This window comes from Larkinella ripae (genome assembly GCF_054780775.1).
The window spans coordinates 177,686-201,246 of sequence record NZ_BAAGVR010000033.1; the positions used below are offsets into that span (position 1 = coordinate 177,686).

Consider the following 23,561-nt stretch of genomic DNA (forward strand, 5'->3'; position numbering starts at 1 on the left):
ATTAAGTGAATCTACGGTTTACGTTTCAGTTGTTGAATGGGCACACCGACCGTGGCTTCGAGGTAAAATACGTTTTTCAGAAATTCACCTTTGGCCTGTTCGGTAATTGACTTCGTTTGGGCATATTCGTTGCTGGCCGTGGCCATGCTTTTCGGGTCGAGACGGCCCATCTGGGAGTCCGCTTCGGCAATTCGGTAGACCGCATACGAAGCTTGTTCGTCCTGAATCCGAATTTTCAGAATTCGTTGTGAAGTCATCAAATCCTGGTAGATCGTAATCAGATCCTTTTTTAGCTCCAGTTCAACGGCTTCCCGTTTGATGAGGGCCGCCTGATAGGTGGCGCGGGCCTGCCGGATTTTGTGGTTCCGGCTGAATATATCGTACAAACTGAGTTGCAAGCCGACGCCGGTGCGATAGCCGTTGGCGATTTGCCCCAGGGCATCCGCCCCGAAGGAGGTGTTCGATAAAATAGCCTGGTTCCCAAACGAATAGTTCGTGAAGCCGGTTGCCGTCTGTAAAATCAGTATTTTGGAAAGTTTGTAATCCGCATTTTGGGTAACAATTATTTCATTTTCATACCGGATCGTTGGGGACTTTGCCACGGCAATCTGGAAAATTTCCTCGAACGGCAGCAACTGCGTTGACAGGTCCTGCGTGATGTCGAGATACAGCGTGTCGTTCGAGCTTGCCACCGGCTGCTGCCCGGGCGTCTTTGAAGCCGAAACCGTATTTTGACCGTACAAAACCGGGGAAATAAACAGACAGAAAAAGGACAATTGCAAGACTTTCTGGAATCTACCGCATGCTAAATTAGAAAATCGAGTCATCATCGCCGGAAAGAATTCATTCACCTATTTCAAGTAACTGGAACAGATTATAGTTAGCAAAAATAATACCACTCTCCATCGGCCTTCTTTGAATGTACCCCAAATAGTGACAAATTTGAATATTTATAAGTATCTGGAAAACAAGAAATTAAATGCAATATTTTACTGCTTAATCCTGTCTAAACATGATCTTGATTTTAATTCTAAAATAATTCCTTGGTCCATTCCGCCGGGGTTCTCAGACGGATTTTGCGCCTGAAATTCTCCGACAAATTAAGCATACTATTTGCTATATTCTTTATGGGAGTGGAAGCGGAGGGGGAAATTATCAGACATTTTTAGAGTATGGATCCGGTGTTTTGGACCGGATTTTAATTGCACGCAGTCAACTCATGCATAAATCGCCTGGCGCAATGAATTTTGTCATCACATCCCGGCAACCCTGGGAAGAAAAACAATTGGGGAGCAATATCCGGGATATGGCCCGCACCCTGTCTAAAAACCACCCGGTTTTATTTGTTAATGAACCGCTGGACTGGTCGGCCCGGCTTTCCAAAAAATCAGGCCGGGCGCAACGGCGCGACGAGTTTGTGGCCGAAAATGGGGGCCGCCATCTGATTCAGGCCGAGGAGAACCTGTGGGTTTTGTCGCCAAAGTCGCTGCTGGGATCGTTCAACTGGCTGCCCGACACTCCGTTGTACGACTGGGCAAACCGGTATAACGGTACGGTTTTGGCGACTGAAATCAAACGCGCCGTCGCGGAGCTGAGCTGGAAGTCGTACGTGTTGATTAACGACAATGACATGCTGCAGGGTTTTTACCTGAAAGAACTGCTCAGGCCGGAGGTGTACGTCTACTACCTGCGGGATAATTTTCTGGCGGTGGATTTCTGGAAGCGCCACGGTGCCCGGCTGGAGCCGCTGCTGATGAGTAAGGTCGATCTGGTGGCCAGTAATTCGATGTATTTGGCGAATCAGGCCGGCCGATACAGTCCGCATTCGGTGTACGTGGGGCAGGGGTGCGATCTAAAAATGTTTGACCCGGCCGCCATTACCGACGTTCCAGCCGACATGGTTTCGATTCCCAGGCCCAGAATTGGTTACGCCGGAGCACTCACCGGTTTACGGCTGGACGGCGATCTGATCGGACAGGTCGCCACTCAACGCCCTGACTGGCAAATCGTCCTGATCGGAACCACCGACGATTCGTTCCCGACGGAACGGCTGAAAGCCTTGCCGAACGTAACGTTTCTGGGGGCCAAAACACCCCGCGAAATTCCGGCGTATCTGGCTGCAATGGACGTCCTGATCAATCCGCAGGTCCTGAATGAAGTGACCATTGGCAATTATCCCCGCAAAATCGATGAATACCTGGCGATGGGCAAACCGGTGGTGGCTGGCAAAACCGAGACGATGGCCCTGTTTGATCAACACGTTTATCTGGCCGAAAATACCGAACAGTTCATTGCCCGCATTGCCGACGTGCTGAATGGCAAGGTGCTGTCGTCGCCGGAAGAGCGGATTGCGTTTGCCTGGGAACACACCTGGGAGAACTCGGTTGGGATGCTGACGGATGCCATCGATCAACTTCTTGTTTCTCAGCCTCAAACCACCTGATTTATTTTCAAAAACCGTATGAAAGAATACCTGGACCGGCACCGCTGGCTGAAAAGCCTGATTCACTGGATGCTGATTCCCCGGCACGAAGCCCGGCCCCGCCGGTGGGTGAGCTGGTTGGTCAATCCGTTCATTCACAAGCGGCACCGGACGTCGATGGTGCGCTCGTCGGTGCGGCTGGATGTGCTGCCGTTCAATCCGTTTGAACTCGGAGCGCACAGTGTCATTGAAGCCTTCGGCGTGGTCAATAACGGCGTGGGGCCGGTGCGGATTGGCGAGCGGTGCACGGTCGGAATCGGATCCGTGGTGATCGGGCCGGTGACCATCGGGAACGATGTCATCATTGCCCAGCACGTGGTGCTGTCGGGCCTGAATCATTCCTACGAAGACGTGAGTCGTTCGATTCGGGAACAGCCCGTTGTCACCCAGCCCATCGTGATTGAAGACGAATGCTGGATTGGGGCCAATGTGGTCATTACGGCGGGCGTAACCGTCGGCCGCCATTCGGTGGTGGCGGGCGGAAGCGTCGTGACGCGCAATGTGCCGCCGTATTCGGTGGTGGGTGGCAATCCGGCGCGCTTGCTGAAGCACTACGATCCCAACGAAAAAGCCTGGGTAAAACCGGCGGTGCGCGTCTAATCGTCAGACCGTCAAAACCGTACTGTCCAGAAAATCCATGATTTTTGCGTCAGTGACCGCGTTGAATTTCCGCGCAAACAACTTCCCGGAAGCCTGCAAAACCGGTTCGTCGTCCAGGGTCAGTGTTTTGGGACTGGCTTTTTTCTCTGACCAGTCGATGTAACGCAGGTTGTCGTTCCGCAGGCTCTGTTTAAAGGTCGAATTGTAGAGAATCGTCTGGAAAAACAATTCATCCGGGCCCCAGGTGAGCCTGAAAAACTGACAGACGTTCGGATGGCTTTTTACGTACTGCGAAATGTATTTTACGGCGTCGAGCGTAATGGTAAACCATTGGGAACGACCCACAAACGTCAGGTTTTCCGGGGCTTTTCGCTGGGGCAGGACGGCATTCAGCAACCGGGCCAGCGTGTGCTTTCCGGGAAACGAATAGTCGTTGAAGTGGTAATTTCTCACCCGGGAAATCGCTTCCTGCCACTCCGTATCCACCGGTAGAAACTCCATAAACTGGGTTCCGGGCTGCTGCTGCAAAAAACTGTGAATGAATTCGGGCGATTTCAGCGGATAATCCTGGCCGCTCATCAGGTTGACATAATCGTAGGGAATCCCCGAGGCCAGAATTTCTTCAAAACCGTTCAGCGTGGCTTTCACAATACTATAAGCCCCCCAGGCTACTTTCTCCCGCTTTTTGACCAGGTAGACATTCTGGTATTTTTCCAGTTTCTGAAACTGCGCCAAATCTGCTTTCTGATCAATGTGAACGTAAAAGTCGGCGCCCGGATGTTGCAGCGCGCGGATCAACCGGTCAAGCTGATCGGGCTGCGAATGGGCCAGAATCAGGTGGGCCAGTTTCAACCGGGAAGGCGTTTTCCGGTTAAAATTGTCGGTACTTGTGTTGGACGATGAATACAGAGCAGATCGGTACATGGCTTGTAAAAGCTGGTTAAAGCCTTAGGTTAATGGTTGCGAGAAGGTCCGATCCCGACGCAGGCTGGCAATGTTTCATGGAGGTGGTGTGGATACGAATGAGATTCATGCGACGCTGGTTTCACTGGCTTGCGGTTTTACAATGGGTGTGTCCCAGCGGTTGCAGGTGGTGAATATAAGCGCATTTACGTAAAGCATTGCACTGGTTGGAAACTGGCCCAATACGGGATTGGAATACCCCATGACGGCTATTCCCACAAAAACCGCCAGGATCGCCCGCATCAGGGACGTAAGCTGCGGGTCCTGCAAATGCCAGACGCGGTAAACGCCAAGGGTGATCAGCAACACCAGCATGGAAATGTAAATCGTTAAACCGATCCAGCCGGTTTCGATCCAAAGCTCGACGTACCAGCTATCCGGTGAAATCTGGGCGGCCCAGTGGTTGGGCGAAAACCGCTGTCCGGTGTCCAGCGAGGTGCCAATACCGGCTCCGAACGGCAGGTCTTTCAAGTGATTCCGGAGTTTCTGCTGGTTTTTCAGACGCAGCAAAAACGACGGGTCTTCCAACGGATTCAGGGCCGTGCGCATACGCTGAATCTGGTAATTACCGCTGCCGACGTTGGTGTATTTCAACACAAACAGCAGGGGGAGCGCCACGCAGAGACCCAGCGCAATTTTCAGAATATCCCGCTTCATGAAAAGGTAAAAACCGTAGCCCGCAATGAGCACAAACAAAGCCGACCGGGTTCCCGAAACCGCAAACCCCCAGAAATAAACCAGCAGCAGAACCAGAAAACCGACTTTTTGCGTAAGGGTGGGCGCTTCGAAAATCCAGATCAGGCAGAGGAGCGAGACGGCGGCCATCTCGGCCCCAAATTGTGAGGCATCGGTGTAAAACGAAAAGCTTCGCAGGTGTCCGAACAGAATGTGGGTTTCGGCGGCCCCCGAATTGAGCCAGATTGTTTCGTTGAGCGTCAGGCCGATGTACTGCTGTTTGAACGCCCAGAGCGCAGCCAGAACCGACCACGTCAGCCAGGTTCGGAGGATGATCCGGAAGTCGGCGCGGGTAATGTCGATGACCAGGAAGGTGCAGGTAATGATGAAAAAGTGCAGCGAGAACGAGCGGGCGTGGTAAAACCAGGCGGCCCGGTAGGGCGATTCCGGGTTGAAAATTTCCAGAACCGTGTAGAAAAACCAGAACCCAACGAGGTAAAAAGCCGGGTGATGCAGGCTCTTCCAGGACAAGCGCCGGTTATTGAGGATCAAACTCAGGACGGTTAAGCCGATGATGCCGTCGATGATCATCCCAAACGGGATGCTGATGGGCAGAAACCGGGCCAGCGCATTGACCAGAAAAATAAGTTGCACGTACATCAGAAACCCAAACTTGGGGTCGGCCAGCACGGCCCCCACCAGCAACAGACCGACCGGCATCACGACCACCACCGCCAGGGCCAGCACGCCCAGTTTGGCGATCAAAAAACCGGATACCAGGGCCACGAGGGTGCCGAGGACACTGTATAGCCAGTATCGTTTTTGTACCTGGTTCGATATGGAGCCCACCGAATGCGGCATAGTAGATGCGGAATCACCCAAAAGTGATCCGACGCTGCGGTTATTTAGAATTGGTCAGACTGGGTACGACCGGGGCGGAAACCTCCACAGGCTGGGTATTGGAATCAGCCGTGTTGTCGCCACTCACCACCTTGGAATACTTGACTTTGGCTTTGATAAACCGCCGTTCGAACCATTCGTACGAAGCGGCTGCCAGCAAAATAGTGAGCAAAATGCTAGCACTGTACAGTAACCAGTTATTACCGGGCGCGATGGGCTGCAATACTTTAAACGCAATGATAATTGCGATCATGTGGTACATATAAATACCAAAGGAGATCTTGCCGAGGTAGTGCAAAACCGGGTGTTCGAGCCGGATCAGTGTCTGTTTATTCGCTGCCAGATTCAGGATGATTACCGCAAACAGGCAGGCATACACCTCCTGATGCAGGTACGGTATTTCAACTCCACGAATGATCATGAACGCCGTCAGCAGGTAAACCGTGATCTGGGTCCAGCGGCTGAACAGGACGCGCAGAATCGCTTCCCGGCGGTAGAAAAGGGCCCAGGCAATCACCCCGCCAATTGCCATGCAATCGACGTTGAAGCTGAGCCAGAACTTGGTGGCAAAATCGACCGGACCACCGGTAACGCCAAAAACCGGAAGCAGGAGCAGACTGAATTTGATGAGCAGGTATACGACGATGGTCCCCAGGGCTACCCGCAACGGATGCCCGATTTTCTTCATCAGCAACGGCCAGAAGGCGTAAAATTGCTCTTCGACCCCAATGGACCAGGTCTGGTTAATGTGCGGAATAGGCGTAGCTACCAGGTTGGGTAAAATCAGCAAAAGCAACAAAACCTTGATGAAAAAGCTGCGGTGCAGCAGATCGGAGTAAATCGGTACTTCAAAAAAAGGAATGTGCGGAAGAATGAACAGACCCAGCATTACGATCAGGTAATACAGGGGCCAGATTCGGAGCACCCGGCGCAGGTAAAAATGCCGGATGGAAATGGTGCCGGTTATGGCCCGTTCCTGCATGAGCAGATAGGTGATGAGAAAACCGCTCAGGACAAAGAAAAGAACCACCCCCAATTTCCCGATCAGGTCGACAAAAGGAAGATGCCAGTAATTGTCGACTTTGAAAATCAGCTTGATTTGTTCGATGTGGTGAACGATCACCCAAAGCGCAGCGATGAACCGTAAGCCATTTAAATTCGGAAAGTAGACTGCTCGCATTATCCCTGAAAAGTTTACATGACTGCCCATTTCGCTCGCAGTACCATGTCATAAGTCGCCCTGAATAATCCTCACATATCGTGCCAACTGTGTCTGATAACTGCCTCCGAAATTCTTCCGCCCCATAAATTGAGTAAAAACGATGCGGGCCAGGCAAACTTTCAGGCCAAAAGGGACATTTCAGTACCTTGCTTAGTGCGTCATTCACAATAAATTATCAATAACGGCAAAAATAATTACACATTTTTTTTGCTATAAAATTAAGTACTATATCTTTGTGTCATTATCAAGTAATTAGACTTTTCCAAGCGAGAGAAAAAGCGTGTATGGTTGAATAAATGACAAAATGTTACTTAGAAGTGTTCATTAGGGCTTTTTGAACAAAATTTTAGCCCAGCTGTTCTGCTACTAATATGATTGTTGTTTAGTTTATGAAGTATTGAGAATGGTACCGTTGTTTGAGTAAAAATACTCCCTTTATTGCAAAAGTGACTATTTCTATTGAAAATACACCATTTTCTCTGTTTGAAACCCTAATTCAACCCACCATGAGTTTGCCAAAATTGAGTTTACTGATTGTTGAGAACAATCACTTTCTAGTTACCGTATTAAATCGGACGTTATCCCGGGAATTCGACGTCACAATTGCGGCCAATGGCTTCGAAGCGATGGCCTTGCTCGAAAAAGGGCTGCCCATTGATTTCGTGGTCACAGATCTGAAATTACCACGGTTTGACGGGCTGGAGCTGATCCAACGGATCCGGAGCAGTAAACCGTACCAATCCATGCCCATCCTCGCACTCTCTGATGGGGACGACAGCGACGCCCGGATCAGCAGTCTGGAAGTCGGTGCGGATGATTGCATGTCAAAGCCGTTTAATCCTCTGGAAGTACAAGCCAAAATCAGGGCAATGCTTCGGCGGGCGGGTGGTCCGAATCCGCGTAACATCAGGAGTCTGAAAGCTTTGTTTCCCGGTTTGCAATCGCTCGGCCTGAATTAATTTGGCCGGATTTTCAATTTGTCAGACATAAAAAACTCCCTTCATCGAGCTTGTTGGCTTTGGTGAAGGGAGTTTTTTATGGTTCGCTGTTTGCAAATCTTTGAAACAAACCGGAACGGACAGGCTCAAATGGTACATTATTTGCAGTCAGATGAGCATTAATCTGATGGCGGCTAAAGAAGAACGCGGGAAAGACGGAACCGGATTTCCGGGCACTTTGGATATTATCAGACAAGTTAAGTATTCGTTTGATTTGTTAAGCGGTAATTTGCTGTATCATGGACATTCTGGGGTATCTGGTCCTTTCACCGATCGCTATCTACCTTCTTTTTAACGTTTTTTATCTGACGGTTTTTGCCATTGCCGGCCGGTTGGGCGGGGCCGACGACGGTGCTGCCCCGCCAGCGCCGGCTCGTACCCGACGCATCGCCGTGCTGGTGCCGGCCTACAAGGAAGACCAGGTGATTCTGGAATCCGTGCAGGCCAATCTCCGGCAAAATTACCCGTCCGACTCCTACGATATTTACGTCATTGCTGATTCGTTCCGCCCCGAAACACTCGAAAAACTTTCGTATTTGCCGGTTAAAGTGCTGGTTGTCAGCTTTGAGGAATCGACGGTGCAGAAATCGCTGACGCGGGCACTCGATTTGTTGCCGGAAGGCGTCTACGACATTGTGCTCGTTTCGGATGCCGACAACCACATGGCGACCGATTTCCTCCACCGCATCAACCTGGCGTTCGACAGCGGCTGGCGGGCGGTGCAGGGGCACCGGGTGGCCAAAAATACCAACACCAGCGTGGCGGTTTTTGATGCCATGAACGAGGAGGTGAACAATCATTTGTTTCGGGGAGGACAGCGGGCGCTGGGCTTGTCGGCTTCGCTGATTGGCTCGGGAATGGCTTTCGAGCCCGCCCTGATGAAACGGGCCATGGGACAGATCCGGTCCGTTGGTGGGTATGATAAAGAGCTGGAAATGCTGCTGCTAACCGAAGGTATTCGGATTGCCTACCTGAAAAAAGCGTTGATTTACGACGAAAAAGTGCAGAATCTGGAGGTGTTTGAACGGCAGCGCACGCGCTGGATTGCGGCTCAGATTCACTTCGTCAAACTTTATTTTGGCACCGGCATCCGGCAGTTGTTCAGGGGAAACGTGCACGCTTTCAACGGCTTGCTGAAAGGCCTGCTGATTCCGCGTATCCTGTTTCTGGCGCTTTTGTTTTTGGGTACCGCCGGGGGGCTGGTTTTCGGGATGACGCCGGTTTTCCAGTTTTTCGGGATGCTGCTGGCAACGCTGGTATTCAGTCTGCTGATCTCCTCACCCGCTTACCTCTGGCAGAAACTTTCGTTCCGCGACCTTCTGACGTTTCCGATGCTCATTTTCCGCATGGTTCGCTCGCTGCTCAAGATCAAAGCCGCCAGCAAGAAATTCCTGCACACCCCACACGGGGAAACGGTGGTGAAAGAAAATTGAGGTTAATGGTGTTTCGGGGAGTAAAGCGGAGGGGCGCAGCGTTCAACGGAGTAAATTTTCTCTGCTAAACACTGCGCCCCTCCGCTTTACTCCCCGAAACTATCAACAGCTTTTTACAAATTCTGCTTTTTCATCTCCTTCACCGCATAATCCGCGGCCCGGGCGGTGAGCGCCATGTAGGTCAGTGACGGATTCTGGGTGGAGGTCGAAGTCATCGAAGCGCCATCGGTAACAAACACGTTTTTGCAGTGGTGCAGCTGGCTCCACTGGTTCAGCATCGACGTTTTGGGATCTTTCCCCATCCGGACACCGCCCATTTCGTGAATATCCAGCCCCGGATTTTTTCTGTCGTCGCGGACGCGGATGTTCGTAAAACCGGCTGCCGTGAACATTTCCGTCATCTGCTCCTGGTAATCCTTCACCATTTTGTCGTCGTTGTCGTCGTAAACAATCGAGATTTTCAGTTGCGGAATGCCGTATGGATCTTTCAGGTCTTTGTCCAGCGCCACGTAATTGGTATCCTTCGGAATGGTTTCGCCCATCATGTGCGAGCCCACACCCCAGCCGCCCAGCGTTGGGTTCGCCAGGTTATTTTTCAGGTCAACCCCAAAACCGTCCTGATTGGTCCGCGAGATTCGGTTGGCCGAAAAACCAGCGGCATAGCCGCGCAAAAAGTCGGTTTCCTGCTTATAGACGTTGCGGAACCGCGGAATATACGGACCGTTGGGCCGCCGTCCTTCCGTGGTCGAATCCAGAAAACCGTCATACTCGGCCGAAATGCCCGCCCGGTAGTTGTGGAAGGCTACGTATTTGCCCAGCACCCCGCTGTCATTGCCCAGTCCGTTCGGAAACCGGTTGGACGTCGAGTTCAGCAACACCAGATTCGAGTTCAGCGCAGCGGCATTGACGAAAATAATGCGGGCGTAAAATTCGATCATCTGCTTCGTGGTCGCATCAATCACCCGAACGCCGGTCGCCTTGCCTTTTTTGTCGTCATAGATGATCGAGTGCACCACCGAATTAGGACGTAGCGTCAGTTTCCCGGTTTTGGCCGCCCACGGCAGGGTCGAAGCGTTGCTGCTGAAATACCCACCGAACGGACACCCGCGCTCGCACATGGTCCGGTGCTGGCACTGCGCCCGGCCCTGTTGCAGGTGAATCGGTTGCGGTTTGGTGATGTGAGCCGCCCGACCCATGATCACCGGCCGGTCTTTGTATTTGGCCGCCATCTGCTGGCTGAAGTATTTTTCCACGCAGTTCCACTCGTGCGGGGGCAGAAATTCACCGTCGGGCAAGGTGGCCAGACCGTCCTTATTTCCGGTGATACCCGCAAATTTTTCGACGTGGCTGTACCAGGGCGCGATGTCATTGTACCCAATGGGCCATTCAACCGCAAAACCGTCGCGGGCCGGGCCTTCAAAGTCAAACTGGCTCCAACGCTGGGTTTGCCGCGCCCAGAGGAGCGATTTTCCCCCCACCTGGTAGCCCCGGATCCAGTCGAACGGTTTTTCCTGCACGTACGGATGTTCGGCATCTTTCACGAAAAAGTGCGCCGACCCTTCGTGGAAAGCGTAGCATTTGCCCACAATCGGGTTTTCCTCCCGAATTTTCAGCGGAAGCTGCCCCCGGTGCTCCATCTCCCAGGTGTTGAGCATGGCAGTCGGGTAATCGACAACGTGTTTCACATCGCGGCCCCGTTCCAGCACCAGCGTCCGTAATCCTTTCTCAGTCAATTCTTTAGCCGCCCAGCCGCCACTGATTCCGGAGCCAATCACGATGGCATCGTAGGTGGTTGCTTTTACAGCATCGATTGCAAAATTTGCCATGTTCTCTGGGCTGCTTATTTGTTTTGTTGATTTTTAGGAGCACTGTTTTTGGCCACCACCGGCACGCAGCCGTGGTAAAAACCGGGAATCATCTGGTAGCGGGTAATATTGTTCATGACGTATTCGGAGCTCATGTAACCCCGAATGGTCAGGCCTTTTACCAGGGATACGAAGCCTTTCTGATCCGCTTCGCTCGACTGACTCATGGTTTTGAGCAGGTCGGTGCGCTGGCTGGCGTCAAGCGACGCAAACGGTTGGCTGTAGGATTTCTGGGCGAGCGTGTCCACCGCCGACAGGCCCTTGGACAGGCTGTTCTGGGCGGCAGGTTCCAGGCAATCCGTCACAATTTTCTGGATGAACGTGTGAACGCCCAGGGCTTTCGCGCCCGGCGTGTCAGTAGCCGGTATAATGGTTTCAACCACTTCGGCCAGGAGCGCATCGGCTTTGGGGGCCAAAAAGGCGGGTCCGGCGGGTAGTTGGGTGGCGTTCCATCTATTGGCCCAACCCGGCAGACTCACCAGTCCACCAACGGCCACCGCCAAACTTTTAAGTGCTTTTCGTCTTTCCACGAGCATTTTTCAGGATTAAAGAAACAATTGTATAGTGGGTAAGGGCTTGAGATTGGCATTCGTTAATGCCGAAAACGACCATAAATTTACCGAAATAGTTACAAAGTTTATGCGGAATCGCGCCGAGAATCGAATAATTTTGTCGGAATTGTCCCAATACCGGTTTTAACGGACGTTGCGCGACGCCTGGAACGAAGGCGCGAACGGAACAGCGCCGGTTTTTGGTTGCAACGTATAAACCTCCATAACCGCAATCGAATGAACTCCGAACCGACCATCGACCGCAAACTCCCCATTGGCCCGCTTGTTCTTCAGGAATTCTACACCGGCGACGAACTGGCGCGAAACATCGACATTCTGGAAACCGCCCCGGCCAGCTACCGGCAACTGGTCGAGAATTTATCACCCGAGGAGTTGGCAAAAACCTACCGCGAAGGCAGTTGGAACGTACAGCAACTGGTTCATCACGTGGCCGATATGCAGATGCTGCATTTTCTCCGGATGAAAAAAGCGATTACGGAAACCGACTACGAAACCGTAACGCTGGTGAAAATGGACGGCTGGGCGGCAACGCCGGATGCCAAAACCGCGCCGGTTGACGATTCGCTGCTGTTGTTCGAAGGCGTTCACCGGCGGTATGTGTATCTGGCTCGTTCGCTCGACGAAACCCAGCTGGCCCGCAATTACTACCACCCGGTTCGGCAAATCTGGTTCAACCAGGCGCAGGCACTGGCCATGTCGGCCTGGCACGTACAACACCACCTGGCGCACATCAAAATCGCGCTGGGGGTATTTTGACGCTCGTCGGGCTTACAGATTCGTGACCCCCGAACCAATTCAATCGGCAGAATAGGCGAGATTTTACGGGTATGAAGTGAGGTGTTGCTTATTGGAGCAAGCAAACCCTGCGATAATCTCATTGGTCAGAAAAGACGGCTTGCAACCCGGTTTTTGCAATTAGAGAAAAACTATGGAATTAATCGACTATCCTAGCGGTTTAGTTCCATATCCCGATTACGAATAGCTAACCAAAAATAAGATTTTATGGACCTGTTGGAGTTGATCCGGAAACCCTGGCCGTGGTACGTTGCCGGGCCATTAATTGGGTTGACGGTGCCCGCGTTGTTGTTAATCGGAAACAAATCGTTTGGGATCTCGTCGTCGCTCCGGCACATGTGTGCCGCCTGTATTCCGGCGAATCTTCCGTTTTTTCAGTACGACTGGAAGCGCGAACGCTGGAACCTGTTTTTCGTAGCGGGTATTTTGATGGGCGGTTTTCTGGCGACGCAGTTTCTGGCCAATCCGGACGCTATTCAGCTCTCCCCCCAGACAATTGCCGACCTGAAAGCCTTGGGCATCCGGGATTTTTCGGGGCTGATGCCGACCGATCTTTTCAGCATCGCGAATCTGTTTACGCTGAAGGGATTACTGTTCTTTGTCGGGGGCGGTTTTCTGGTGGGCTTCGGAACCCGCATGGCGGGCGGTTGTACATCGGGACATTCGATCATGAGGCTTTCCAACCTGCAATGGCCTTCGCTGGTGGCTACCTGCTGTTTTATGGTGGGCGGGTTTGTGATGGCCAACCTGATTTTACCTTTTCTCCTGACCTGGTTGTAAATTGTTCCTTTCACGATGAATATTGTAAAACAAAATCCGGCCCCGGTTGCTGAAACCGCCAACGCCATGAACCGGGATGAAACGGTGGCAGGAAACCTAAAATACGGGCTGCTGGGCATTCTGTTCGGAATCGTTTTTGTCAAAGCGGAAATTGTGTCCTGGTTCCGGATTCAGGAAATGTTTCGATTGCAGAGCTTTCACATGTACGGGGTCATTGGCTCGGCCGTAGTGGTCGGGATGCTCTCGGTCTGGGCCATTAAACGATTCAATATCAAAACGATAGCGGGGGAGAAGGTCGTCTTCACGCCGAAAGCGTTCCACACTGGCCAGGTCTACGGCGGTTTGTTGTTCGGCCTGGGCTGGGCCATTACGGGCGCCTGCCCGGGGCCGTTGTTTGCGCAGATTGGGAGCGGCTTTGGCGTGGTGCTGGTCACCCTGCTAAGTGCCATTGCCGGAACCTGGGTATACGGTTTTTTTCAGAATCGGATGCCCAAATAAAGGGCAGTTTTCATCAATTTTTCGGGTATACGAAGCCGGTTTTTACGTCTTCCCCGACCGTAAAACTTCTCCGCCAGGCTGGTTTTCAGTGGCCTGATTTACCTTCACTCCAATAGCCCGCGCCGGCACGGTTTTTTTCGTTCAGTCGGGCGGTTTCCGGTTTTGCTGGGATCTGGCGTACGATTCGGCGTTTTGTGGAAATGCCGCCGGGCACGTCGCCGACGAAGGGGATAGCCGTCTTCAATTCCGCCGAAAAACCGTCCAAAGACTGGGCGTTCAAAAACGGCAGACTGAACCTGTCAGCGCAATCGCTTAATAACAACCCTTCGTTGAACGGGTTTTTAGTCTATCAATAAGGCGTGATGAGGCATGAATGATGAACGATAAATGGTTAACGCGTCAGCTCATTCATCGTTCATCGCACATACTTCATCGTTGAATTCGAACACCATGAAACGATTCCTCTTTGCCTGCACCTTTCTGACGACGATCCACACCCTTGCCCAAACCCGGCTTTTCGATTCGGACTGGCGGTTTTTGAAAGACAGCACCGTTCAGGCCGAAAACCGGGCATTCAACGATGACAACTGGCGGAAACTCGATTTGCCGCACGACTGGAGCATCGAGGATTTGCCCGATCAGGTCGCGGGGCCTTTTTCGCGGGCCAGCGTAGGAGCAACGTCCACCGGCTACACGATCGGTGGCACGGGCTGGTATCGCAAGTCGTTCACAATGAGTCCCGCCGAAAAAGGGAAAACCGTGTCTATCGCCTTCGATGGCGTCCACATGGAAACCGACGTCTGGATCAACGGGCAGCATCTGGGGTACCATGCCTACGGTTACACCCCGTTTCAGTACGACCTGACGAAACATCTGTTGCCGCCGGGGCAGGAAAACGTGCTGGCCGTTCGGGTTAAAAATTTGGGTAAAAACTCCCGCTGGTACACCGGCTCCGGCATCTACCGGCACGTCTGGCTGAGGGTGGCCGATGCAGTTCATATAGCACCTTTCGGCCTTTCGGTGACAACGCCAGAAGTGACGGAGCAATCGGCGCGGGTGCAGGTCGTAACGACGGTGGAAAATTCGACGGGAAAACCGCTGCCTTTAACCGTGCAGATCACGCTAATCGACGCACGGGGAAAAGTGGCGGGGAAAAAACAGCAGTCCGTTACGGTTTCGGCCCATGGAAAAACCGATGCCACCCAACAAATTACGGTCGCCTATCCGCAACGGTGGTCGCCGGAAACGCCCCGCTTGTACAAGGCGCAGGTGACGGTTTGGTCCGGTCGGAAACGACTCGATCAGGTAACCTCACCATTTGGCATTCGCTCGATTGAATTCAGTGCACAGACCGGTTTTTTGCTGAACGGTAAACGGTATTTAATGAAAGGCGGCTGCGTTCACCACGACAACGGGCCGCTGGGTGCGGTGGCGCTGGACCGGGCCGAGGAGCGGAAGGTGGAACTGCTGAAAAAAAACGGTTTCAATGCCGTGCGGGCGAGTCACAACCCGCCTTCGACGGCGTTTCTGGATGCCTGCGACCGACTCGGTTTGCTCGTGATCGACGAAGCGTTCGACATGTGGCAGCGCCCCAAGAAACCAGCGGATTACCACCGGTTTTTCGATGAATGGTGGCAGCGTGACCTGGAAGCCATGATCCGGCGCGACCGGAATCATCCGTCGGTCGTGATCTGGAGCATCGGCAACGAGATCAACGAACGCGCCGAACCGTCGGGGCTGGCGATCACGAAAAAACTGGCCGACGAAACCCGGCGGCTCGACCCGACGCGCCCGGTCACGGAGGCCCTTTGCGTGTTCTGGGAGCATCCCGGTAAGGTCTGGGCCGACTCCGATCCGGCGTTTGCGTTGCTGGACGTGGGGGGGTACAACTACGAATGGAAAAACTACGAATCGGACCACCAGCGCCATCCGAACCGGATTATGGTCGGTACGGAAACCTTCGCCAGAGAAGCCCTGCAAAACTGGCAGATGGTCGAAAAGCACCCGTACGTGATTGGCGATTTTGTCTGGACGGCGATGGATTACCTGGGCGAAACCGCCATCGGCCACTCGCTGCTGCAACCCCAAACCGCCAAAGACAGCACCCTTGCGGTTTTTCCCTGGCCCTGGTTCAACGCCTACTGCGGGGATCTGGACCTGATTGGTTTCAAAAAACCGCAGTCGTATTACCGCGATGTGGTCTGGCGCAACCGGCCCATCGAACTGGCGGTGCACAGCCCGATTCCCGACGGCCTGAAAGAAACCGTCACCAACTGGGGCTGGCCCGACGAGCAGCCGAGCTGGACCTGGCCGGGCTCGGAGGGGAAGCCGTTGCAGGTGCGGGTTTTTTCGCGCAGTCCGCTGGTGCGGCTGGAACTGAACGGCAACCTGATTGGTGAGCAAACCATCGCGGATACGAGCATCACGGCCCTGTTTACGGTTCCGTACCAGACTGGGGTGCTGAAGGCCACGGCCCTTGAAAACGGCCAGCCGGTGGGGGTGGTGGAGCTGACCACGGCCGGAAAACCGCACCATCTGCAACTGACCGCCGACCGGCTGGCCATTCGGGCCGACCGCAACGGCCTGGCGTACGTCGCCGTTGAGGTAGTTGATGAAAACGGAAAAGTCATTCCCAACGCCACGGTGCCGGTTTCGTTTCAACTCAGTGGCGCGGGCGAACTGGCGGGCGTTGGCAACGCCAATCCGACGGATTTGAGCAGCTTTCAGAAACCAGGGAAAACTACCTTTCGGGGCCGCTGTCTGGCCATTCTGCGTCCGACGGGCAAAGCCGGCCCGGTTCTATTGAAAGCCACCGCCCCCGGTCTGGAAAGTGGCGAGGTGACGGTTCTGGTGCGCTAATTGGACAAATTGGGCGGGCATCCGGTAGACAATTCGGGCGGTTTTTGGTTCATTTATGTAAACATGAACCTATTCGGTACTTGTCGAACGTACCATTTAACGAAGTGCCTATGAAACGCTATTTCGTTTTTCTTCAGCTTTTTATCCTGATTTTTCTTTTTCTGTCGTGTAATTCGGCGCCCATCCGCGGGATTTACGCCGGAATTCAGTTGCGAATCAGTGCCTGGGCGGGCGGGGCGATGGAGCGGGATGATATTGTGCTTTATTTTCGGCCGGATGGCACGTTTACCAACGATTTGAACGATCCGAACTGGAAAAAAAACCGTTAAGGGGAAATTCAAAGTTGCCGGAAAAGACGCGGTTTTGACCTACGATACCGGAAAAACCAGAACCTTTAAAATAACCGAAAAAGGAAACCTGTCCGGCGGCAATTTTGTGCTGATGCCAATGGAAATGAATGGGACGATACCGGCCTCCAGTTTTAAGTACACCGGCGGAAGCAGTTCGGGGGGTATTGGAACCAACCTGCCGTATGTCGGTACGTTCAGCCAGAACCGAATTCATTTTGATGGCAAAGGGAATTTTAGCCATTCGCGGCACAGCACGGTGATGATTTCGGGGGATAACATCGGCGGGGGAACCAACAACAAAAACGAGGATGAAGGGACTTACGTCTACCAGGACGGGATGCAGACCCTGAACTACAACACGGGTAAGAGCCAGACTCAGAGTTTCTTTTTTACGAAAGACGGGGAAGAAATTGCCGCCATGAACGGCCGGATTTACATCAAAGACGAGGGCAAGGAAAGCAGGTCGAAAAACCGGAAAAAAGCACCGGAAAAGGTGCCCTCCGCTTCCGAACTGGTAGCCAAAGCCCGGGAGGTTCACGGCGGAAAGGCGCTGGACGACATTCGCAATCTAAAAGTCATTTCGCAGTTAAATGGGGTTCTGGTGCTTTCGCAATCGGATTATGTAAAGCCCCGCACCCTGAGCGTTATCCGGGCATCGGGTAAGGTGGTTTTTACGGAATACTGGGATGGCAGGCAGGGCTCGGCGTGGGCGCAGGGCAAAACAACTCCGCTAACCGCCGACCAGATGCGCGGCAAAGAAGCCAACCGCTACGTGGGCCTCTCCGGTTTGCACACCCAACGCATGGCAACCCTCCAGAAAGCCGAGGTGACCGCCCTGGACAATGGCGACTACGAACTTTCCTTTACCATAGACGGGAGCCGGATCAAACTCCTGCTGGACAGCAACTACCAACTGGCGGGGGAGGAGATTCCGCTGGATGGTGAGACGGTTTCGGTTCGGTACAAAAATTTCCGGAAAGTCAACGGCGTTCTGTTGCCGTTCACCGAGGTGCACACCAAAGGCCGGCAGCGAACCGAAGTTAAAATTGTCGACTACTTCATCAATACGTTACAGGAAAATGACTGGACGGTTCCCTCGTCGGCGGGCCAGTAAAGAATGCGTAACCAATCAATTACCGATTGGAATTTTAACGGCTCCGCTTGGCGGAGCTTTTTGCATTTTATCGGTATACTTCTTCCCGAATTGCTAAAAGGATAGGATAATTTCAAGGTGTTTTAGGCATATGGCGGGGCGGTTTTTAGCCCGCGGTTCCCGGTTTTCTTCGAGATATTAAATTATTTTTAAATATTTGAGCGTCCAATTGGAATTCGCTGGATTCCGGGAATCTTTGCCACCTTCTATCTTCAAAAGCTATGATGATTTTCTACAGGTTTGCTCCTCCGCTCCGGAATCGATGGGGGAGAATTTTTTGTATCCTTCTGGCAATCAGTTTGCTGGCCGCTGAGGGCCGGGGGCAGGTGCTGGCGTCTCGCCAGACGGCCAATTGGCCGGCGGAAAAACCGGCGGCTGACATAACCGTCAGCGGGCGGGTTACGGATGCCACCACAAACGAAGCGCTGGCGGGTTGCAGCGTCGTTTTGAAAGGCACACAACGCGGCACCACGACCGACGCCAACGGCGACTACCGGATTGCGGTGCCGGATGCCAACGCGGTTTTGGTGTTTGGTTTCATCGGGTTTGTGTCGCAGGAAGTGCCGGTCAACAACCAGTCCACGCTCAACGTCACCCTGAAAGCTTCGGCTTCAGAACTCTCGCAGGTTGTGGTGATCGGCTACGGAAGTGCCTCCAAAAAAGACATGACCGGCGCGGTGAAATCAATCAAAAGCACCGAGTTCAACAAAGGAATTATCAATTCGCCGGAGCAGCTTTTGCAGGGCAAAGTGGCCGGCGTCAACGTCACCTCGGCCAGCGGTGAACCCGGTGCAAATCAGAACATTACCATTCGCGGGCCGGGCGGGGTCCGGACGGGCAGCACCCCGCTTTTTGTGCTGGACGGCATTGCGCTGGACAACTCCGGCACGGGCGGGGGCACCAACCCGCTGAACTTCCTGAATCCGCAGGACATCGAGTCGATCGACGTGTTGAAGGATGCGTCGGCCACGGCCATTTACGGTTCGCGCGGTGCGAACGGCGTGGTGCTGATCACGACCAAAAAAGGGAAAGCCGGTTTTTCGACTTTCAACGTGTCATCCAGTCTGGGCATTTCGAACCTGACGCGGGCGCTGCCGGTTTTTTCGGCGGACGAATACCGTCGGCAGGTTCCGGCGGTCGGAGGTGTTCTGGAGGATTTCGGCGCATCGACCGACTGGCAGAAGGAAATCACCCAGACGGCCTACACCCAGAACCACAACCTGTCGTTCAGTGGTGGGTCAGACAAACTGACGTACTACGGTTCGTTCGGCCTTCAGGATCAGGAAGGAATTCTGAAAAACAGCAAACTGAAGCGTTATACCGGACGCATCAACGTATCGCAGAAATTTCTGGAAGATCGGCTGACGGTGGATGTTAACCTGAACGCAAGCAGCACTTTCAACCAGCGCCCACCGATTGAATCGCTGGTGGGCGGGGCAATTTCGGCCAACCCCACCCTGCCCGCCTACGACGATCAGGGCCAGCCGTTTAAGTATCAGAGCGGCACGAACCCGCTGATTACCCTGGGACTGGAAAAGGATGTTACCACCATAAACCGGGTCATCGGTAACATTTCGCCGTCGCTCAAACTCACGAAAGATCTGGTGTACCGGCTGAATCTGGGGATCGACAATTCGAGTTCCGTACAGGATCGGCAGTCGCTGCCGAGCGCGGTTCCCCTGCAGGACGGTCGGCTGGAAAGTATTTACAAAACCAATCGCAACGTGCTGGTCGAGAACTACTTTACGTACACACTGGCCCAAACGGATCATAATCTGACGGCATTGCTGGGTCATTCGTACCAGAAAATTTTTGTACAGGAGCGCAGTTCGAGCATCAACAAATTCCCGATTTCGCCCATCGAGCCGATTTATAACCCTGGTTTGGGGCAGGACCTGACGCTGGCGAATAACAAACCGGGTGGCTATGCGCTTGAAAATGAGCTTCAATCGTTTTTCTCGCGGGTCAATTACCAGTACAAAGACCGGTACCTGGCCACGGCCACCGTCCGGGCCGACGGTTCTTCCAAATTCGGTTCCAACAACAAATACGGGGTTTTTCCCTCGTTCTCGGTGGGCTGGCGCTTGTCGGAAGAAGCCTTCCTGAAATCGGGGCCGTTTACGGACCTGAAATTGCGGGCGGGCTGGGGCCAGACCGGCAACCAGGAAATTCCGTCGAAAATCACCCAGGCGCTGTTTACCTCGCAGGTGTCGGCCACCACGAGCTATCCGCTGGCGCCGACCGGGCCGTATCCGGCCGGAACGTCGTACTCGCGGCTGGCGAATCCGAACATTCAGTGGGAGGTTTCCTCGCAAACGGACATCGGACTGGATTTTGCCGTTTTCAAGGGTGCCCTGGCCGGTTCGGTCGATTATTTCCGGAAAGTTTCCAACAACATCCTGCTGGAAGTGATTCCGGCGGACCCCGTTCAGCCGGCCGGTACGTTCTGGACCAACGTGCCGAACATGACGATTACCAACCAGGGTGTCGAACTGGAACTGAACTACCGCTACGCCAGCCTGAACGGTTTCCGGTTTGATATTGGCGGGAACATCACGTTTATCGACAACGAAGTTAACAACTCGCCGTATACGGTTATTGCATCCGGCAACGCCACCGGCTCGGGGCTGTCGTCGGCCACCATCAACGGCTACGTCAACGGGCAACCCATCGGCACCTTCTTCCTGAAAGATTTCACCGGTTTTGATGACAAGGGAATCAGCACTTTCCGGGATGTAGACGGCGACGGGATCGTGACGGACAAAGACCGGGTCGCGGTGGGCAGCGCCCTGCCGACGAAGCAGTTCAACATCAATGGCAACGTGGCCTACAAAGGCTTCGATCTGGCGATGAACTTCAACGGGGTGTCGGGCAACAAGCTGTACGACAATACGGCCAACGCCAATTTCTACAAACTGCGCCTGTCCAAGGGCCTGAATACCACGGCCGAAGCCATTCAGTTTGCGAACGAGTCCATCAACAACTCCGCCCCGGTTTCGTCGCGGTATCTGAAAAATGGTTCTTTTTTCCGGCTGAACAACCTGTCACTGGGCTACAACCTGAGTCCTAAACTGCTGGGCATCAACCGCTGGGTTTCGGGCATCCGGCTGTCGGCCACGGGCCAGAACCTGTTCGTCATCACCAAGTACGACGGTTTTGACCCGGAAGTAAACACCGACCGGACCGTCAACGGGATTTCATCGTACGGGATCGATTACCTCAGTTACCCGAAAGCCCGGACGTTGGTGTTCGGTCTGAACCTCTCTTTTTAAACCGCAGTCATGAAAAAAATACTGACCATAACGCTACTCATGGCCGGTGCCTACATCCTGAACGGGTGTACCAACCTGGCCGAAAATGTGCTGGACGAAGCCTCGGCCTCGGGCCTTTCCGACCGCCAGGCCGCCGACGGCATCATTGCGCCGGTTTACGCCCGGTTGCCGGATATTTTTACGCACACGAACTACTTCGCGCTCCAGGAAATTTCGACTGACGAAGCCATTTTGCCGTACCGGGGGGGAACCGACTGGGGCGACAACGGTATTTACCTGGCCCTGCACCAGCACACGCACACGAGCACGGACCCCAACATGCGGAACACCTGGAACCTGATTTTGCAGGGCGTTTCGCGGGCGATTACGGCCATCAATACGCTGCCGACGCTGAACGATCCGGTGACCAAAACCTACCTGGCCGAAGCGCGGGGGATGCGGGCGTATTATTCGCTGCTGACGCTGGACATGTTCGGGCTGGTGTTTGTCAAAGATGATCTGGGTGCCAATTCGACCATCCTGCGGGGTGATCAGGCGGTGGAGTACATCAAAAGCGAACTGTTGGCTGTCGAGCCGAATCTGGAAACCACCGTGGGGCCGGGCCGCCTGACAAAAGGGGCGGTTTGGGGACTGCTGGCCCGTCTGCACCTGAACGCAGCGGTGTATCGGGATCCGTATGCGGCTCAGTTTACGTTCAAACCGGAGGACATGGACAAGGTGGTTGAATACAGCGACAAGATCATCAATGCGGGGCAATACCAGCTTTCGCGCGATTATTTTTCTATTTTCAATTCGGATAACCACGACAACAAGGAGCTGATTTTTGCGGTCGATCAGCGGGCCGAACTGAACGGACACAACCGGATGGCCTACTTCTCGCTGTCGGGCGATCAGTTTCCGCTGCCTGCTTACCCGAACGCCAACGGGACCGACGGACCGGGCATCACGCCCGACTATTACCGGACCTGGGTGAATGCCTACGCGCCGAAAGACCCGGCGACGGTTGACCCCCGGTTTTACAAACAAAACCTGTCGATTTACTCCAATCCGGCGGATTCGTGCGTAGCCGAGGCCAGTTTCAACGTGAACCGGGGTATTTTGCGCGGTCAGCAATACGGTTTAATCCGGCGCAACGGCGTATTCCTGAAGTGCGCAGATGGCCGGTTCAAGGTGGCTAAACTGTTCCACGACACCCGAAACCGCCCGACGCAGGCGGTTGAGTTTACGGAACAGATTGATTTCTCCGTGACCGGAAGTAACTACAACACCGGCTACCGGGTCGAGAAATACGAGTTCAGCAAGAAGTCGGTCAGCGGCCGGAACTTTGGCGAAGCCGACATCATCATTCTGCGGTTAGCCGACGTTTACCACATGCGGGCCGAAGCCAAACTTCGCAAGGGCAACGATGCCGCCAGCGCCCTGGCTGATATCAACCTGGTGCGGGCCGCCCGGACGGCGACCACCCCGCCACCGGCCCTGACGTCGATGAACCTGGACCTGTTGTTCCGGGAGCGCGGGTTTGAGTTTTACTGGGAAATGCTGCGCCGGTCCGACATGATCCGGTTTGGCAAGTACGAGGACAAATGGACCGAAAAAACCAATAGCGATCGGCAAAAACGGATTTTCCCGATTCCGCAAACGGCCATTGACGGTGCTTCCAATCTGCCCGGCTATTTGACCCAGAACGCGGGCTACTAAGCCGGTTTTGAAAAAACAGCCAGCGCGGTTTACCCCCGGGTGAATCGCGCTGGCTGTTTTATAACGTGTTGATTTTTACCCATCAAGTGCTGACCTGGGGTGCCCAGTAGGTGCAGTGCGCGTTGGCATAAATCGGTCCTTTGAAGAGCATGCAACCTCCGCATTCCTGGCCCGGAGCCGGGGGCAGCCACAGGTTGCAACTGTTGCACTGTTTTTCCGGAATGGGTGATTTGGTTACGTAGCCCAGGTCTTTCCGCTTCTTTAACTCCTCAGCAGGGACCCCTGAATAATCCTCGCAGGGGTTGGCCGCCGGTTGTTTCGCCTTTTCCGTCTGGGCGGTTTTCTTGGAATCACAGGCGACGAGCAACAGGTTGCCGCTTCCCAGGAGAAAACCGGCTGACGCCGAGCGTTTCAGGAAAAATCGGCGTGAATGCGTTTGTTTCATA

General features: G+C 53.7%; 20 protein-coding genes. 12 read left to right on the forward strand and 8 right to left on the reverse strand.

All coding sequences use genetic code 11. The features are described 5' to 3' along the window. Positions 1-11: 11 nt before the first annotated feature. Positions 12-782: a TolC family protein gene (locus tag ACYVHX_RS29115; RefSeq protein WP_460675243.1), complete on the reverse strand. Its 771-nt coding sequence runs from the start codon at positions 780-782 to the stop codon at positions 12-14. 458 nt (positions 783-1,240) lie between these two features. Here ACYVHX_RS29115 and ACYVHX_RS29120 point away from each other — a divergent pair, with 458 nt between their 5' ends. Together ACYVHX_RS29120 and ACYVHX_RS29125 are read left to right on the forward strand one after the other, a co-directional pair. Continuing rightward, positions 1,241-2,443 carry a glycosyltransferase gene (locus ACYVHX_RS29120; protein ID WP_460675244.1) on the forward strand — a complete coding sequence of 401 codons (1,203 nt, stop codon included), beginning with the start codon at positions 1,241-1,243 and terminating at the stop codon, positions 2,441-2,443. A gap of 18 nt (positions 2,444-2,461) precedes the next feature. Beyond that, complete coding sequence (locus tag ACYVHX_RS29125; protein WP_460675245.1) at positions 2,462-3,082, forward strand: acyltransferase; 621 nt, start codon at positions 2,462-2,464, stop codon at positions 3,080-3,082. Positions 3,083-3,085: 3 nt separating this feature from the next. Here ACYVHX_RS29125 and ACYVHX_RS29130 read toward each other — a convergent pair whose 3' ends face one another. The 3 genes from ACYVHX_RS29130 to ACYVHX_RS29140 form a co-directional block, all read right to left on the reverse strand. Beyond that, complete coding sequence (locus tag ACYVHX_RS29130) at positions 3,086-4,006, reverse strand: beta-1,6-N-acetylglucosaminyltransferase (protein ID WP_460675246.1); 921 nt, start codon at positions 4,004-4,006, stop codon at positions 3,086-3,088. A gap of 105 nt (positions 4,007-4,111) precedes the next feature. Continuing rightward, entirely contained in the window at positions 4,112-5,581 is a 1,470-nt protein-coding gene (locus ACYVHX_RS29135; RefSeq protein ID WP_460675247.1) for an O-antigen ligase family protein, read from the reverse strand. 40 nt (positions 5,582-5,621) lie between these two features. Next, positions 5,622-6,800: an acyltransferase family protein gene (locus ACYVHX_RS29140; protein WP_460675248.1), complete on the reverse strand. Its 1,179-nt coding sequence runs from the start codon at positions 6,798-6,800 to the stop codon at positions 5,622-5,624. A 458-nt stretch (positions 6,801-7,258) separates the two neighbouring features. Here ACYVHX_RS29140 and ACYVHX_RS29145 point away from each other — a divergent pair, with 458 nt between their 5' ends. Then, on the forward strand, positions 7,259-7,801 hold the full coding sequence (locus tag ACYVHX_RS29145) for a response regulator transcription factor (protein WP_460675249.1): 543 nt from the start codon (positions 7,259-7,261) through the stop codon (positions 7,799-7,801). 278 nt (positions 7,802-8,079) lie between these two features. Beyond that, on the forward strand, positions 8,080-9,273 hold the full coding sequence (locus ACYVHX_RS29150) for a glycosyltransferase family 2 protein (RefSeq protein WP_460675250.1): 1,194 nt from the start codon (positions 8,080-8,082) through the stop codon (positions 9,271-9,273). 113 nt (positions 9,274-9,386) lie between these two features. Here the strand turns inward: ACYVHX_RS29150 and ACYVHX_RS29155 are convergent, their stop codons facing one another. Together ACYVHX_RS29155 and ACYVHX_RS29160 are read right to left on the reverse strand one after the other, a co-directional pair. Beyond that, positions 9,387-11,099 (reverse strand): GMC oxidoreductase, encoded by a 1,713-nt coding sequence (locus tag ACYVHX_RS29155; RefSeq protein WP_460675251.1) that lies wholly within the window; start codon positions 11,097-11,099, stop codon positions 9,387-9,389. A 14-nt stretch (positions 11,100-11,113) separates the two neighbouring features. Further along, the gene (locus ACYVHX_RS29160; protein WP_460675252.1) at positions 11,114-11,674 is read right to left on the reverse strand and encodes a gluconate 2-dehydrogenase subunit 3 family protein; all 561 of its coding nucleotides are present in this window, start codon (positions 11,672-11,674) and stop codon (positions 11,114-11,116) included. Between the two features lie 252 nt (positions 11,675-11,926). On the opposite strand from ACYVHX_RS29160, the gene ACYVHX_RS29165 reads away from it, so the two are divergent. From ACYVHX_RS29165 to ACYVHX_RS29175, 3 genes are all read left to right on the forward strand, one after another. Beyond that, a complete protein-coding gene (locus ACYVHX_RS29165; protein WP_460675253.1) occupies positions 11,927-12,466 on the forward strand; it encodes a YfiT family bacillithiol transferase in 540 nt (179 codons plus the stop codon). Positions 12,467-12,712: 246 nt separating this feature from the next. Then, positions 12,713-13,285, forward strand: coding sequence for a YeeE/YedE family protein (locus ACYVHX_RS29170; protein WP_460675254.1), 573 nt, complete (start codon positions 12,713-12,715; stop codon positions 13,283-13,285). A gap of 66 nt (positions 13,286-13,351) precedes the next feature. Then, a complete protein-coding gene (locus ACYVHX_RS29175; RefSeq protein ID WP_460675330.1) occupies positions 13,352-13,783 on the forward strand; it encodes a DUF6691 family protein in 432 nt (143 codons plus the stop codon). Positions 13,784-13,868: 85 nt separating this feature from the next. On the opposite strand, the gene ACYVHX_RS29180 is transcribed toward ACYVHX_RS29175, so the two are convergent. Next, on the reverse strand, positions 13,869-14,105 hold the full coding sequence (locus ACYVHX_RS29180) for a hypothetical protein (RefSeq protein ID WP_460675255.1): 237 nt from the start codon (positions 14,103-14,105) through the stop codon (positions 13,869-13,871). 128 nt (positions 14,106-14,233) lie between these two features. Here ACYVHX_RS29180 and ACYVHX_RS29185 point away from each other — a divergent pair, with 128 nt between their 5' ends. The 5 genes from ACYVHX_RS29185 (at position 14,234) to ACYVHX_RS29205 (ending at position 23,115) form a co-directional block, all read left to right on the forward strand. Beyond that, positions 14,234-16,642: a glycoside hydrolase family 2 TIM barrel-domain containing protein gene (locus ACYVHX_RS29185; RefSeq protein ID WP_460675256.1), complete on the forward strand. Its 2,409-nt coding sequence runs from the start codon at positions 14,234-14,236 to the stop codon at positions 16,640-16,642. A 110-nt stretch (positions 16,643-16,752) separates the two neighbouring features. Further along, complete coding sequence (locus tag ACYVHX_RS29190; RefSeq protein ID WP_460675257.1) at positions 16,753-16,971, forward strand: hypothetical protein; 219 nt, start codon at positions 16,753-16,755, stop codon at positions 16,969-16,971. Positions 16,972-17,005: 34 nt separating this feature from the next. Continuing rightward, positions 17,006-18,106 (forward strand): hypothetical protein, encoded by a 1,101-nt coding sequence (locus ACYVHX_RS29195; RefSeq protein WP_460675258.1) that lies wholly within the window; start codon positions 17,006-17,008, stop codon positions 18,104-18,106. Positions 18,107-18,444: 338 nt separating this feature from the next. Then, positions 18,445-21,417, forward strand: a complete 2,973-nt coding sequence (locus ACYVHX_RS29200; RefSeq protein WP_460675259.1) for a SusC/RagA family TonB-linked outer membrane protein — start codon at positions 18,445-18,447, stop codon at positions 21,415-21,417. A gap of 9 nt (positions 21,418-21,426) precedes the next feature. Further along, a complete protein-coding gene (locus ACYVHX_RS29205; RefSeq protein WP_460675260.1) occupies positions 21,427-23,115 on the forward strand; it encodes a RagB/SusD family nutrient uptake outer membrane protein in 1,689 nt (562 codons plus the stop codon). Between the two features lie 82 nt (positions 23,116-23,197). Here ACYVHX_RS29205 and ACYVHX_RS29210 read toward each other — a convergent pair whose 3' ends face one another. After that, a complete protein-coding gene (locus tag ACYVHX_RS29210; protein ID WP_460675261.1) occupies positions 23,198-23,560 on the reverse strand; it encodes a high-potential iron-sulfur protein in 363 nt (120 codons plus the stop codon). Between the last annotated feature and the right edge of the window lies 1 nt (position 23,561).